Annotated in this window: 13 protein-coding genes; 11 read left to right on the forward strand and 2 right to left on the reverse strand. The window is 38.3% G+C overall.

Annotated features, from left to right (window positions below):
* Positions 1-204: 204 nt before the first annotated feature.
* Entirely contained in the window at positions 205-708 is a 504-nt protein-coding gene (locus DRF65_RS19065) for a hypothetical protein (protein ID WP_123947390.1), read from the reverse strand.
* 293 nt (positions 709-1,001) lie between these two features.
* Between DRF65_RS19065 and DRF65_RS19070 the strand changes: the two genes are divergently transcribed.
* The 11 genes from DRF65_RS19070 (at position 1,002) to DRF65_RS19120 (ending at position 11,080) form a co-directional block, all read left to right on the forward strand.
* Positions 1,002-1,379, forward strand: coding sequence for a hypothetical protein (locus tag DRF65_RS19070; RefSeq protein WP_123947391.1), 378 nt, complete (start codon positions 1,002-1,004; stop codon positions 1,377-1,379).
* 91 nt (positions 1,380-1,470) lie between these two features.
* On the forward strand, positions 1,471-1,824 hold the full coding sequence (locus tag DRF65_RS19075; protein ID WP_115972341.1) for a hydrogenase maturation nickel metallochaperone HypA/HybF: 354 nt from the start codon (positions 1,471-1,473) through the stop codon (positions 1,822-1,824).
* A 1-nt stretch (position 1,825) separates the two neighbouring features.
* A complete protein-coding gene (gene hypB / locus DRF65_RS19080) occupies positions 1,826-2,539 on the forward strand; it encodes a hydrogenase nickel incorporation protein HypB (RefSeq protein ID WP_115972342.1) in 714 nt (237 codons plus the stop codon).
* A 1-nt stretch (position 2,540) separates the two neighbouring features.
* On the forward strand, positions 2,541-3,017 hold the full coding sequence (locus DRF65_RS19085) for an urease accessory protein UreE (RefSeq protein ID WP_115972343.1): 477 nt from the start codon (positions 2,541-2,543) through the stop codon (positions 3,015-3,017).
* A complete protein-coding gene (locus DRF65_RS19090) occupies positions 3,007-4,020 on the forward strand; it encodes an ABC transporter substrate-binding protein (RefSeq protein WP_115972344.1) in 1,014 nt (337 codons plus the stop codon). Before DRF65_RS19085 ends, DRF65_RS19090 begins: the two co-directional genes overlap by 11 nt.
* A complete protein-coding gene (locus DRF65_RS19095; RefSeq protein ID WP_115972345.1) occupies positions 4,020-5,030 on the forward strand; it encodes a FecCD family ABC transporter permease in 1,011 nt (336 codons plus the stop codon). The genes DRF65_RS19090 and DRF65_RS19095 overlap by 1 nt, the downstream gene beginning before the upstream one ends.
* Positions 5,027-5,797, forward strand: coding sequence for an ABC transporter ATP-binding protein (locus tag DRF65_RS19100; RefSeq protein ID WP_115972346.1), 771 nt, complete (start codon positions 5,027-5,029; stop codon positions 5,795-5,797). The genes DRF65_RS19095 and DRF65_RS19100 overlap by 4 nt, the downstream gene beginning before the upstream one ends.
* Before the next feature lie 5 nt (positions 5,798-5,802).
* The gene (locus tag DRF65_RS19105; protein WP_115972347.1) at positions 5,803-6,321 is read left to right on the forward strand and encodes a GNAT family N-acetyltransferase; all 519 of its coding nucleotides are present in this window, start codon (positions 5,803-5,805) and stop codon (positions 6,319-6,321) included.
* A 29-nt stretch (positions 6,322-6,350) separates the two neighbouring features.
* Complete coding sequence (locus DRF65_RS19110) at positions 6,351-8,786, forward strand: TonB-dependent receptor (protein WP_115972348.1); 2,436 nt, start codon at positions 6,351-6,353, stop codon at positions 8,784-8,786.
* A gap of 358 nt (positions 8,787-9,144) precedes the next feature.
* Positions 9,145-9,900 (forward strand): helix-turn-helix domain-containing protein, encoded by a 756-nt coding sequence (locus DRF65_RS19115; protein WP_115972349.1) that lies wholly within the window; start codon positions 9,145-9,147, stop codon positions 9,898-9,900.
* 25 nt (positions 9,901-9,925) lie between these two features.
* Positions 9,926-11,080 (forward strand): FAD-dependent oxidoreductase, encoded by a 1,155-nt coding sequence (locus tag DRF65_RS19120; protein ID WP_115972350.1) that lies wholly within the window; start codon positions 9,926-9,928, stop codon positions 11,078-11,080.
* Positions 11,081-11,291: 211 nt separating this feature from the next.
* Here DRF65_RS19120 and DRF65_RS19125 read toward each other — a convergent pair whose 3' ends face one another.
* Positions 11,292-14,336 carry a reprolysin-like metallopeptidase gene (locus DRF65_RS19125; RefSeq protein ID WP_115972351.1) on the reverse strand — a complete coding sequence of 1,015 codons (3,045 nt, stop codon included), beginning with the start codon at positions 14,334-14,336 and terminating at the stop codon, positions 11,292-11,294.
* Positions 14,337-14,557: the final 221 nt, after the last annotated feature.

A 14,557-nucleotide genomic window follows, 5' to 3' on the forward strand; every position in this document is an offset into this window, starting at 1 on the left:
TATGTTGCAAACTGATCTATAGAATATTTGCTGTGGTAAAAAGAGAGGAACCTTTTGTAAATTTAACAAGATATAATTTGCATATGTCTTAGAATACACTAATCCTTTTTCATTCGCGCATTCGTGGCATCAAAAGCTAAAATCTATGATTAAAAACCTTTATATCGATGGTGATGGAGAATATTCTGACTGATCAAACACTCTTCATGTCTTTACTTCTTTGATTCTGATAATTTTATTCCCCTTTTTTGTTACGTCAAGGGTTATTTTTTCCTTTTTAGGATCTTTTTTATCAGAAATCGTCATTTTATTTCCTTTCAGTTCGATGGTATCATAGTCATCATATTTTACAGTATACCCAAGAAGAATTATACGATCATCATCTTTATCCGCCTTTTTAAAACTTACTGTATCAAGCGGATAATTGGAAATAATACGTACGGCATACATTCCACTGAAGTCATAGATTCTTTCCACAAGATCATCAGGAGTAAAGGTGGTTAATGTTTCAGGCTCATTCTTCCATCTGAATGCTGTATTACCATCCATTTCTGTAATAAAACTCTCCGGTTTTTTGGGAGTGGGTGAAGCATATTCTACTTTTTTAGGAGGTGGCGGTGCCATGTTTTTATTTTTCTTCTTCTGAGCAAATGCAGCCATAGAAACCAACATAAAAAACAGGATAAACAGGTATTGGGATATTTTCATTTTGTGATTGTTTTTAAAGTAAATGAGCATCTCATACAGGAACACCTATCAAATTTACTCTTTTTTATATTCAAACTGAATAAGTCATTTTTTTCAACATTCTCACTAAATATCAAAACTTCGTCACACCCTATACAAAATTCTGATTTACAACAGAATAACAACCAAAACACACTAAAAAAACATAAACCTAGTGTTATTTCAGCAAGTCTATTCCGTCCTGATTTTGAACATTTTTAAAAGGTTTTTGGTAAGAAGGTGAACTCTAAAATGATGTAAATTTGCTATACTCAATGAAGAAGTCTCTTTACATATCAATTACTTTCATGCTTGTCCTGTTTTTTACATTACTACTGGGATTTGCCAACCACAAGAAAAGTAATACTTCTGTTCGTTCTTCAGAGAATCAAATAAGTTTTAAAGTATCTAATTCTGTTCAGCAGCATGACCTTTTGTTCATCGCGTCTATCGCTGAAAATGATTTTGATGCTGATAAGATTTTTTTTGAGTTGCCTTTCGTCCTTTTTGAAAAAGAAATGTTTTCATGGGGATCTACCTTACACTCTAACATGGTAATGAATTCTGAAACAGAATTGATACATCATTATCATCTTCCCAAATACCTTTTATTCCATAATTTAAAACTTTACGCTATAAATACAGCTCTGTAGACTCCATTCAGAAAAGGTTTTACATCTATTTTTTTCATTAAGATTATCTGAAAAATTCAGGTAATCAGTTTCACCTATAAAAATATAAGCTATGCATGAATTAAGTATAGTGAAGGATATCTTTGACACTTTAGAAGAGCATTATGACGCTAAAGTAGAGGATATTCAGCAGGTTCAGGTAACGGCAGGACTGTTATCCAATGTTCAGCCTGTCCTGATTCAGAATGCGTTTGATGCCTTCATTACCGACCATCCGTACTATCAGGAAATGGAACTTGAAGTGCTCGTTAACGATATCATTGCTCACTGTAGCCAATGCAACAAAGATTTCCAGGTCAGGTACCACAAATTTGTCTGCGAAGACTGCGGAACTCCTTCCGCAAATATTGTTCAGGGAAACGAACTCTTTATTTCAAAAGTAATTTTTAAACAAAAAGACCATTAATATGTCAACAGCTAATCCAAAAAGTTTAGGAAACCGCGTAGGATCGGTTCAGTGTGATAATACCACTCTACATTTACTAAAGGCTAATGATTTTGTAGCCAAAGCCATCAGAGACCGTTTAAAGGATGTTTGTGTCATCAATGTATGTTCATCTCCGGGATCCGGGAAAACAACTTTAATGCAGGAAACCGGAAAAAGACTGGCTCAGGAGCTTAATATTTCAATCCTTGTGGGTGATCCTGAAACAGAACGTGATGCGATCAGAATGCGTGAAGCAGGAATCAATGCCCTGCAGATTGTAACCGGTGGAATGTGCCACATTGAAGCTCAGATGATTCTTCAGGCCTTAGATCATATCGATTTAGAAGGTCTGGATTTATTATTCATCGAAAATGTAGGAAACCTTCTTTGCCCGTCAGCATTTGACCTTGGAGAAGATTATCGTGTTACACTTCTGGCTTCTACCGAAGGAGATGATAAACCTAAAAAGTATCCTCGTATGTTCTTAACCAGTGAACTGATGCTTGTTTCCAAGGCAGATCTACTTCCTTACGTTCCATTCTCTGTAGAAACGGTAACAAAAGATGCCCATGAAGTAAATCCTAACCTTGAAGTAATGACTATCAGCACTTTAAACGGCGACGGAATTGACGAATGGTGCAACTGGCTGAAAGAAAAAGTAAAACTAAAAAAAGAAAGCGCTAAAGAAGCTTAATATGAATACAGTACAGCCAGTCGTAATTGATGAAGTAAAAAGTGGATTGCATCTAAATGATCCTGCCTCTGACGTTCTGGAACTCGAATGGTTTGAAAACAAAAAACAAAAACTAACCCGGACCACCAGATCCGGGCTGGTTTTGGAACTGAGATTAGGAAATATCAAGGAATGGCACCAGGGAGACAGCTTATACAATAATGGACAACTGATTGCTACCATTCACTTTAAAACCTGTCTTACCATAAGTTTTCCCACAGAAAATGAAGCTGAAGCGGCAGACTTCTGTTATTTTATCGGGAATCAGCATCTGCCGGTATTTCTGACCCTCAATCAACAGTTTGCCGTGCCTTATGACGGAAGACTCTATGAACAGTTGTTCTTCAGATATGGAGCCCGTATTCAGCTCACTGATGCCCAGCTTTTATCCCATCAATCCTTACGATATCTGGCAAAAAATAGAACACATGAAAATTAAAAGTCTGTTTATTACAGGATTTTCGGCTCTGCTATTAGCATTACAAAGCTGTAATAATCCTCAAAATTCCAATACTAAAGAAACCTCAGCTAATGCGGAAGTATCTGCAACAGACAGCAGAGGTAAAAAAATTACTCTTCCTCATGAAGCCATGCGGGTTGTTGTTTTATACAATGCATTGGTAGATGATGTTTATATGCTTCAGGCAGGTGAAAAAATTGTAGGAATTCCCCAACAGATCTATGAAATGGAAGACACTTACAGCTTTCTTTCCAAGCTTGATGACCGTATTAAAAATAAAAGCATTGCCACTCCTACTTTTGGCGGACAGTCCAGTAATGCGGAAAGTATTGTTGGGTTGAAACCTGATTTAGTACTAACCTTCAATACAGATCAGGATAATATCAATCAAATTGAAAATCTTGGCATTCCGGTATTTACTTTTTCTTCTTTAAATGATGAAAAGATTCTTGAGGAATTAAAAAATGTCGGAAAACTACTTGGAAAGCAGAAACGGGCTGAGGAAGTGACAGGATATGTTGCTGAAGAAGTAAAGAAAATGAGAGTTTCTCAGACTGCTTCTCCTAAAAAGATCTACTATGCCTGGTCGAAAGGGCGTATTATGTCCACTTCAGGAAAAGGAAGCCTTATTGATATGGCAATTACCCTTTCCGGGGCTCAGAATGCTTGTCCTGTTCCGGTAGAAGCACCCAATATAAGTGCCGAAACCATGTACAAATGGAATCCCGATCTTATTATTCTCTGGAATTCAAAACTATCGGATGTTTATAGCCTTAAGGAATTGGAAGCGCTTCCTGCTGTAAAAAACAAACAGGTCTTTGTGATGTCTCCATCATTTCCGTACGATCCGCATACCGTGAAGTTTATGTTGTTTGCCAAACAGCTCCGTCACTGGTGCATGCCTGAATATACGCAGGAACAGCTGGATCAGGATGTAAAAAAAGCTTTTGAAATGATCTATGGTAAAAAAGGATTGATCTGATGATTAAAAGCATTAAAACAATCTCTTTATTAATACTGTTGCCGGTTCTGCTTGTGTTTGTTTCACTGATTATAGGTTCCAGCCAGAATATTGGTATGGGTGAGCTGTTTCATCACATCACTCTGGAATTGGGTATGTCTAAAGATGAAGCGGCTCTTCAGGGAAGCCTGCATACGATCTTATGGCAGGTACGTTTACCACGGATTGTCCTTACTTTCCTGGTAGGAGCCTCTCTGGCCTCTGCCGGAGGAGTTCTGCAGGCTGTTTTCAGAAATCCTATTGTTGATCCGTTTACATTGGGAATTTCTTCAGGTTCTGCATTCGGTGCAGCATTGGCCATGTTATTTCCTGTAATGGCAGTTAATATTTCGGCATTTGTTTTCGGAGTCGTGGCAGTGGTCATTACTTATCTTGTCTCATATGCCGGAGCCAAAACATCCATTGTCAGTATGGTTCTTGCCGGAATGATCGTATCCGGAGTATTTACAGCTTTCCTTACTGTTTTACAGTATCTGAGTGATCCCTATAAATTACAGGCAATTGTACAATGGACCATGGGAAATCTGCATACTGCTTCCTGGCAGAAAGTTTATACGGCAGTATTTCCGATCCTTATCGGTCTAACAGTGATTGTTATTCTTCGATGGAAGCTCAATCTTTTAGCCTTAGGAGACCATGAAGCTATGGCAGTCGGAGTTAACCCAACAGTTTTAAAACTAATTCTGATGGCTGTAGCAACCATGATTACAGCTTCCTCTGTGGCAGCCGTTGGAGTCATCAGCCTGTTTGGGTTGATTGTTCCTCACATCAGCAGAATGATCTTTGGACCGAACAACAGCATCACCGTTTGGGCTAATATCAGTATCGGTGGAGCATTTTTATTATTGATTGATGATTTTTCGCGTACAGTAATGCCTTTTGAAATTCCGATTGGGGTCTTTACGATGATTATCGGAGCTCCTATTTTCATTTATTTAATGCGCAGAAACGCTATAAACTGGAACTCATGAACAGTGTGATTAATATAGAACAGCTTTCTTTTGATTATGGAAAAGACCAGGTTCTGAACCAGGTCAATGCAAAATTTCCAAAAGGAAAATTATCCGTTATTCTGGGAAGAAACGGAAGTGGTAAATCAACCTTATTTAAGATCATTGCCGGACTGGAAAAGAACTACAAAGGAAACGTATGGATTGCCGATAAGGAACGTCGAAAAATAAAAATAGGAACTGCCTCACCTGTCCGTATCGGATTTTTAACCCAGTTTCATCAGACCACTTTTCCCTTTAAGGTTTTTGATGTGATCTTAACCGGTAGAGCTTCTTTTTCAAAATTTTCACCCAGACAGTCGGATTATCAGGAAGTAGAAACCATCCTTCAAAAATTTAATTTAATTCATTTAAAAGATAAACCCTACACTTCTCTTTCCGGTGGAGAACGTCAATTGGTGCTACTGTGCCGGGTATTGGTTCAGAAACCGGATATACTGATGCTGGATGAACCCACCAATCATCTGGATCTGCATTACCAAGTCGCTGTACTGGAAGTCATTCGTCAGCTGGTTAGTGAAGGAACTACGGTTTTATGTGTCATGCATGATCCCAATCTTGCTTTTCTGTTCGGTGATGAATTTTTTGTGATGCGTCATCATGAACTGGTTGCTGTTCAGTCATTAAAGAAAGATGAATTAAAGCAGCTTCTTGAAGAGACCTATGAAGTTCCGCTACTTGCCCTGGATAATCAGGGAACCCCAATGTTTGCGCCCCAATTAAAATAAAATATATGAAAAATCATGAAGAAATAACAATTTCATTGGTACAGGATTATCAGGTATTTGAAGTACTTCCCTATGTCATGGAATTCAGACGTCAGTTGTATCCTTTACTGGATCCGTTGATTGTACCTAAGGATCTTGTCAATTTTGAACAGAATTACCTGCACTCTCCCACTGGAGCTTTTTTACAGGCCCGGACTTCCAATGGGAAACTGATAGGGGCGATCGGCATGATGCCTTTTGATTATCGTTTTCCTCATCTGGATATTGATGAAAAAACAACCGTAGAAGTCGCCAGACTATTTGTTAATCCTGAATACCGAAGAGCAGGAATTGCTACTCTCTTATTTCAGGAACTGGCTAAAACCGCACAGCAGAAAAATATAAAAAGATTATATCTGCATACCCATCCTTTTCTGCAGGGAGCTTATGATTATTGGCTAAAACAGGATTTTAAACTTCTGAAATCCTGCTACGAAGGCACTTATCCTACTCTTCACATGGAATTAATGATTTCCGCAGAATAATAAATACTACAACAGCGTAGAAACATACAATGAAACATACCACCAAAAAAGCGTTGTACATCAATGGTATAATGCTCTTACTTCCTTTTACTCTGTCAGCGCAGGAAACCCATTCTATTTTCGGAAAAGTACTGAATCAGGAGGGAAAAATAATTTCTAATGCCTCGGTTTCCATTAACCAGGGAACTGTCACCACAACAAGTAAAGACGGGAAGTTCCAGTTTGAAACTCCGGTTCGGTACCCGGCTCAGTTAATGATTGATGCCAAAGGTTATTCAGCATCCGATATGACGCTGGATTCTTTGTCTTATGATGATAAAAACGGAATCACAATTCGGCTGGTGGAAAATCAAACGGATCTTCAGGAAGTTTTGATTACAGCCCGCAGAAATAACTCCTATCTTACCAATAATTTGGAATTGGGTGGAAAATTTTCGGGAAATCTAAAGGATCTTCCACAATCAGTTTCTATTGTCAGCAGCGAGTTTATGGAGGACAAGCAGGCATACACCACCCGCGATGTTGTACAGGATCTGGCAGGAGTAACCACAGCCTCTTCTTACGATGATCTTATTATTCGTGGTTTTAAAAGTGGCTACGAAACCGGAATTCGTCTTGTGAATGGGCTGCGGTCAGGATATAGTTATGGAAACAGCTACTACCGTTCGCCTTTAACGATCAACCTGGAAAGTGTCTCCGTTTTAAAAGGTCCCGGTGCTTCATTATTCGGAGATGTAACTCCCGGAGGAACGATCAATATGGTGACTAAAAAGCCTTTAGACAAACAAAAGGGTTCTATTAACTTCTCCGTCGGCAGTTTCCAGACTATCCGTACAAGCATTGATCTGACAGGACCGTTGGATAAAGAAAAGAAAATTCTGTACCGCCTGAATGCAGGGTATGAAGACAGCAAGACCTTCCGAAATGTGAATCAGCAGAAAAACTTTATGATCGCTCCGTCTTTTACCTTTAAACCATTGGATGGAACTCAGGTAGATATAGACCTTGTATATGATCAGTTTCATGGATATCTTGACCGCGGGATGGGATTGAGAAACAATGACTTTTATGCCCTGGACCGCTCTTTTACTTTAAGTCAGCCATCGGATTTTTATAATACCAAAACACTGTCGTTCAGTGCAAGATTGAGCCAGCGCATTACCCACAACCTTTCATTGAATGCCAGCTACATGAAGTCCATCTACCAGGAAGATGTGAATGAACATCGTACCCTGAACAGCTATGCTGATGTTCCCCATAATACGATCATGAATATGCGTTTCTTTGACCGTCATGGAAAAGATTATACTGATAATTCCGTAGTTTATCTGAAATGGGATCTTACGGGGCACAAAATCGAAAACCATATCGTAGCCGGGGTAGATTATGCCCAATATGAAGGAGACAGTAACAATCAGCAGCGTGAAGCAAGGCAACAGAGAATAGATGGTAAAATTGTTCCATTAACATTCGACCTTAATAATCCTACTTATACAACTCATGATCTGGGTAATTATGTATGGTTATCTCAAGGAAATTATCCTTTTTTAAGTCCATATAAAACTACCGGAATCTATGTGCAGGATCAGATTTCATTTGCAGACCGATTAAAACTTATTGTGGGACTGCGTCATGAGCATTATTATTCTGAAACAGTAAGTGGTAAAGACCGTTTTCATGCCACTCAGAATGCATGGCTGCCCCGTATTGGGCTGACATATCAGATTAACGATCAGGTTAATTATTTTGCAAGTTATTCACAGGGATTTGCGCCGGTTGGGGCTAATTTTATCCAGAATTATCAGGATTATGGTGCTGACAAACCTTTCACTGAAGAACACAGTTTCCAGATTGAAACAGGGCTAAAAACGGGGTTCTTTAAGAATCAATTACAAATGGATCTGTCCCTTTTCCAGATTGAGCGCCAAAATATGCTGATTGCAACAGGGGAAATCAGTACAACAGGATTTCCGGTATACAGACAATCAGGAGAAGCTGTATCAAAGGGTATTGAACTGGATATTCGCGGACAGCTGACCAAAGAGTTTCAGATTATGGCCAACTATACCTATGATGATACGGAGGTAAAGTCTTCTTCCATTGCTTCAGAAGTAGGACAAGCTCTGCCTGGAGCACCTAAAAACATGGCTAGTTTATGGATGAAATATGTTTTTTCAACCTCTGCTGTGAAGGGACTTGGCTTTGGTGCCGGAATGTATTATGTAGATACAAGACGTATGGATAACAGCATCGGAAAAGACAGCAATGGAAGCGCCCTTTGGGGAGAATGGCCATCTTATACGACTATAAATGCGGCAGTTTACTATCATATCGGAAAAATGAAAATGGCATTGAATGTCAATAATATTTTCGACAAATATTATTTCCTGGGCGGGTTCGATTATACACGGGCCTTCCCTGGAGCTCCCAGAAATGTAACGGCTTCTGTGGGATATTCTTTTTAAACTTATTTTTAATCTTGATAAAGCCTGGGGTGTTTTTTACATTCCGGGCTTTTTGTTGGAAAATGCAAAGGGCGCAAAAGAATGTAAATGTTATATCTTTTTAAGGCGCAAAGATTTATCTCCGATAAAATTGAATACTGCTTTATCTTTATATGCCACGAATTCACAAATAAACTTACGCTATGTCCCTATGTAGTTAAAAAAAATTAAACAACATAGAGGCATAGACTTTTGAGCTGAATACAAATTATTTATTTATGAATTCGCAGCTTAAAAACAGCTATCCATTAGCTAATATATTAATTATTAGCCTATTTTTGTAACTTCAATCTATTAAAGAATACTGCTACTTTTCATTATGGACCATGATTTTCAGTTTCATTTTATTGAACCGGATCAGAGTATTTCAGATTTTGTGGAAAATTTGGGAACATTCCATAATCATTCTGATGAAGCTAAGGAAGTTGTTATTATTCCGGATGGAAGGGTTGATCTATTTTTCATGCAGTCTCCCTCAGAACCTTTTCATGTTGCCCTGATCGGATTGGAAACCTATCCTGAACAAAGACAGATCCTACCCCAAACCCAGGCTTTTGTAGTGAGCTTCAAACCTATTGCTGTGGAATATATTTTAAATACAACCATTGCTGATGTATTAAATACAGCAAAGAAGCTTCCGCAGGATTTCTGGGGATTTAAGGCTGAGGATTTACAGGACTTTGGGCTTTGCTGTACAAAAGCCATACAAAAAATACGGGAACTGGTTCCTCAGAAAACAGATGAGAGAAAACATCAACTTTTTGAACTTATGTATGCTTCAAGAGGAGAAATTAGCGTAAAAGACCTTTCAGAAAAGATAGGCTGGAGCAGCAGACAGATCAACCGTTATTTCACAAAACAATTGGGCTTATCTTTAAAGGCCTACTCTACTATTTTGCGTTTCAGGGCTTCTCTGGAACATATTGCAAAGGGTAAATTATTTCCGGAACTTAATTATACAGACCAGAATCATTTCATTAAGGAAGTGAAGAAATTTTCAGGTGTTGCGCCCAAAGAATTATCAAAAAACAAAAACGACCGATTTATACTATTATCAGTATTGAAGGGGCAGTAATTTTGTCCTGTAAAATTTAAATACAATGCTGATAGACAATACATCAATAGCCATCGTTGGCGGTGGCCCTGCCGGACTTACACTGGCCAGACTTTTGCAGCTGAAAAATGCAAACGTAAAAGTATATGAGAGAGATTTTAATAAAGAAGCCCGTGTGCAGGGCTCTCCTCTCGACATGCATGAAGATTCAGGGCTGGCAGCCCTACGCAAAGCCGAATTATTAGAAGAGTTTAAGAAAACATTCCGTCCGGGTGCAGATAAAATGCTCATTGTGAATGAACAGGCAGAAATACTGTTCAGCGACCATGATACCAAGCCAGAGGAAGATTTTGGTACCGAACATTTCCGTCCTGAAATAGACCGTGGACCGTTGAGGAATATGCTGCTGGACTCTCTTCAACCGGAAACCGTTGTTTGGGACAGTCATTTTTTATCCATGGAACCTCAAAATGATGGCTGGATGCTTCATTTTAAAAACGGAACATCGGCTTATGCTGATCTTGTGATTGCATCAGATGGTGCTCATTCTAAGATCCGCCCCTACCTTACAGAACAGAAACCGGTTTATTCGGGAGTTATAATGCTGGAAGGAATTGTTTCAAAAGAACATGCGCCCCATATCAATGCATTGATTAACGGTGGAAAAATAATGGCTTTCGGAAAATCTAAGAATATTCTGATGGGACAGAAAGGCAATGGTGATCTTGGTTTTTATGCAAGTTTTAAAGCTGATGAAAACTGGACAATAAACAGCGGGCTGGATTTCTCTGATAATACGGCAATCCTGCAATGGTTTAAAACAGAATATCCGGAATGGAGTGAAATATGGTACGAATTGTTTGAAAAAGCCACAATTCCTTTCATTCCCCGTCCTATTTACTTTATGCCTTTAGATCAGACCTGGGAAACAAGATCTAATGTAACATTAATAGGTGATGCCGCTCATGTGATGCCTCCGTTTGCAGGAGAAGGGGCTAATATGGCGATGCTTGATGCTCTTGAACTCAGTGAACATTTAACAAATAGCCATTACAGTACTTTACAGGAAGCTATTTCTCAGTATGAAATTACGATGAGAAAACGAGCTGCAGCTGCTACCAAAGATTCTCTTGAAAATGGAGAACGGATGCATTCTGAAACAGCTTTAGCAACCATGCTGGAATTCTTTAAAGGACATTGAAACAAACAGGAAGAAAGGCTTGAAGGGTTATTGGATGCTCCAGACCTAGCTCTTTAAGAGGATTTAATAATGTCCTGCTTTCAGTCTCCTTACTGTATCATATTTGTACTCATGAAAAAAAGCTGCCTCCCTCAAGGCAGCCATTTTTTCGTTTTAAAAATAAATAGTTTTTCTCTCCTTAAGATCCTGATTTTGGAGATTCATTTGTGTTTTATTTTTTAATCAACTTCGTATTGTAAGTATTTTTATCATCTTTGATGGTAACTACATACATTCCTTTTATTAAAGAAGCTACGTTAATTCTCTGACCATCAATCTTACCTTCCTGAACTAATCTTCCGTCCGCAGAATAGATTTTGTAATCTGCTTTACCTTTTAGGTTTTTCACTTCTACAAAAGTATCGGCAGGGTTAGGATAGATAGATACTTCTGCCGGTTTTGTACCTCTTACCTCATCTGTTCCTAATGTTTCTGAAATTTTAACCGGAAAATCTTTAAATGAACCATATGAATAGGTTTCTCCTCCTTCTGTATAAGTTGGAAAACCACAAGGTCCGCTTGCTGTATTGAAAGAAGTACTGGCCACTCTCATTCTTAAGGTCTTATCTCCTGCATAAGCACTGGCTGGAACAGTAAAAGTCATTGTTCCTGCATGTAGAGCATCACTGTCTGTAGCCCCACTATTGGAACCAATTTTTTCTGATTCTTCGAAAATACCATTTCTGTTATAGTCAATCCATACTTCTATAGTATCAGGATAACTATCGGATTCAAGTTCATTACCTACATTAATGTAAGATAATGTGAACGATGATCCTTTTGTTAGATTAATTAATTTGTCTGCATCTTCGCTATAGTCCAAATAGGTTCTAAAAATAGTTTTATAAGTTGCATCTAAATAGTCTAAATTCGCCAGGTTTAGTTTAGCTAAGCCGGTATTAAGTGCAAAATTTGCAAAACTGTTGCCTCCGGTTCCCATTAAACAATAATCTACTCCGGTTTTTAATCCTTTCGTTTTAAATGCATAAGGAGAGGAGAATGTTCCGGCCACTGTATTCACTACTGCAGCCACCTGAACCTCATAATTGGTTTCATCCTCAAGGGCACTTAATGATACTGAATTGGTAGTACTTGGAATATTTGTCCAGTTTGTAGTTCCCGTTTTTCTGTAATTAACAGAATAGGTAGCCCCCGGAACGCCATTCCAGCCTATAACTGCTGATGTTTTCAATACTTCCGCATCAATGGCAGACACTCCGGTTGGTGCATCTGTAGTGGATGTTGGCGCTGCTCCGATAGTAATCTTAGGAGATACCGCGTAGAATATATTTCCAATGGCAGAAATTTTCAGTTTAATGGGTCCTGTTACTCCTGAAGGCATCTGAGTGGTATAACTTCCCGTATTAGGTGTAGAAGCTACAAGTTCTGTCCAAGATGATCCGTTAACAAGATCTGTTGTATATTCTATTTTTACATTAGCTACGTTATAGGGGGCATTATTAGTATTTACGACATCCCATGCAATAGTATTGACAGCATTATTATAAAATATTGTAGCATCACTAAGACCTTTAAATGTGAAAGGACCATCTTCTTTAACATCCACACTAGTTTCGGCAGATACCAGCATAGGAGTAGTATTCTCATCTCTAACAGTTACAGCATAATGAAGAAGTCTAGGAATATAAGAAACACTTTCCCATTTTGTTTTATCAGTCAACTTTCCAGACATTACTATAGGAAGGCTTGGAAAATATCTTCGTCCACTTGTTGTTCCGAAATAAGATCTTGTCAATGCTCCTTGAGCATTATATCCCCAACCGATATCGCCGGAAACTGAATGAAAGGCATCTACACTGTCATACTGTTCCCAGGTATACTTAATAGGATCTGCATCTGTAGCAGAAGCTTCCAGGTAATAGGCAGTCCCCTTGGGAATACTATAAGAAGGTAAAGGTAAAATTACAGGAGCTGTATTGGTTACGATATCCTGTGATGTTCCACAGCCCTGTTTACTATCCAGGCTATTTAACACCTGGCCAACAGAGAAATAATGAAAATAAGCATCTGTCACCATCTGAACATTATCTCCGGTAATCCCGGCATATCCCATTATCGTGGTTCCGCCTCCAGGTTCAACATTTGCTCCGTATCCTTCTGATTTATGCGAGAATGTATGGTTAGCTCCCAGCTGATGTCCCATTTCATGAGCAGCATAATCAATATCAAACGCATCTCCTACTGGATTATCCATCTGAGTAAATGCAGATCCTTTTGCCAAAGGTTCTGCTGCTGTAGGGTTAACACATGTAGACCCAATTGATCCTGCACTACCATTTCCTCCTACTGCATGAAATACATGTCCCATATCATAGTTTTCATTTCCTACATCCTGAGTCAGCATTTGCTGGAGCTGAAGGTTAAATGAAGGATCATTATCTGTTGCAGGAGGAGTATAAAAATCTGTTGCAGGATCTGTATATATGATATTTGGAAGATCCTGGATAATCAGTCTAATCCCGAAATCTTTCTGAAAAATTCCATTGACACGGTTCATGGTGGCATTCATTTGTGCTACAGTATTAGTAGTTCCTCCATTAGGGTCAAACTTTTTCGTATATTCTCCTGTCACAGCTAACGCGAGTCTATAGGTCCTGAATCTTGTACTTGCAGGTCTGTTGGTAATACCGGCATTAATATTAGAAAGGTTTTTTTTTCCATTAACCTCTAATGCCTTTATATCTTTAAGGTTTTTCTCTTCTGTTGTACATTCAAATCCATGCTCTCCTTCTGTTCTTTTTGTTTTATAGAAAACTCCATATACCTTCTTATCGGTAGTAATAGGTTCTATAAACTGAAACACACCATCTTTGATAATCATCGACTGCATTTCTGTAGGAGAAGTACTGAATCGTAAATATTTAGATGGATCATCTACTCCTGTTCCTACATAAGATCCCAACTGGTATCGATCGGCCATAGATTTCTCCATTACCGGATCGCTGTACACAGCAAATCTTTCAATTTTTCCTTCTGCAGTAGGTAAAGAAACAATCACTGCCTGTGCGCCTTTTCCGGTTTCCACAGCATTTTTTAAAAGGCCTCGTAATGACTGTAAATCTAATTTGTAAGAATGTTGTACTTCAACTTCTTTTCTGATTTCAGACCTCATTTGTGAAGTTGGTTCCCACCTTTGTCCATAAGCACATACCATTCCCATAGCTAATGCACTTATCAATAATACTTTTCTTTTCATAGATTTTATTTTATGCTTTTTTGTTTTTTTAAGTAGATCATTCTTTTATGAAAAACAATCAATCATCAATATGAATTATGAATTATTTAAATAAAAACAACATAAACAACTCATAAAACATAAAAAACCTCAATTGTTCAATCATATCATATTACAGAAGACTTACAAATCTATATTTTTATTCCAAAAAAGAAAAAAAACAACCTACTACACCCATACAA

Origin of the sequence: Chryseobacterium pennae (genome assembly GCF_003385515.1) — a bacterium.
Classification (GTDB): Bacteria; Bacteroidota; Bacteroidia; order Flavobacteriales; family Weeksellaceae; genus Chryseobacterium; species Chryseobacterium pennae.

Coding starts and splice junctions, on each gene's coding strand:
- DRF65_RS19065 (WP_123947390.1), bottom strand. CDS start 708: ATGAAAATATCCCAATACCTGTTTATCCTGTTTTTTATGTTGGTTTCT.
- DRF65_RS19070 (WP_123947391.1), top strand. CDS start 1,002: ATGAAGAAGTCTCTTTACATATCAATTACTTTCATGCTTGTCCTGTTT.
- DRF65_RS19075 (WP_115972341.1), top strand. CDS start 1,471: ATGCATGAATTAAGTATAGTGAAGGATATCTTTGACACTTTAGAAGAG.
- hypB (WP_115972342.1), top strand. CDS start 1,826: ATGTCAACAGCTAATCCAAAAAGTTTAGGAAACCGCGTAGGATCGGTT.
- DRF65_RS19085 (WP_115972343.1), top strand. CDS start 2,541: ATGAATACAGTACAGCCAGTCGTAATTGATGAAGTAAAAAGTGGATTG.
- DRF65_RS19090 (WP_115972344.1), top strand. CDS start 3,007: ATGAAAATTAAAAGTCTGTTTATTACAGGATTTTCGGCTCTGCTATTA.
- DRF65_RS19095 (WP_115972345.1), top strand. CDS start 4,020: ATGATTAAAAGCATTAAAACAATCTCTTTATTAATACTGTTGCCGGTT.
- DRF65_RS19100 (WP_115972346.1), top strand. CDS start 5,027: ATGAACAGTGTGATTAATATAGAACAGCTTTCTTTTGATTATGGAAAA.
- DRF65_RS19105 (WP_115972347.1), top strand. CDS start 5,803: ATGAAAAATCATGAAGAAATAACAATTTCATTGGTACAGGATTATCAG.
- DRF65_RS19110 (WP_115972348.1), top strand. CDS start 6,351: ATGAAACATACCACCAAAAAAGCGTTGTACATCAATGGTATAATGCTC.
- DRF65_RS19115 (WP_115972349.1), top strand. CDS start 9,145: ATGGACCATGATTTTCAGTTTCATTTTATTGAACCGGATCAGAGTATT.
- DRF65_RS19120 (WP_115972350.1), top strand. CDS start 9,926: ATGCTGATAGACAATACATCAATAGCCATCGTTGGCGGTGGCCCTGCC.
- DRF65_RS19125 (WP_115972351.1), bottom strand. CDS start 14,336: ATGAAAAGAAAAGTATTATTGATAAGTGCATTAGCTATGGGAATGGTA.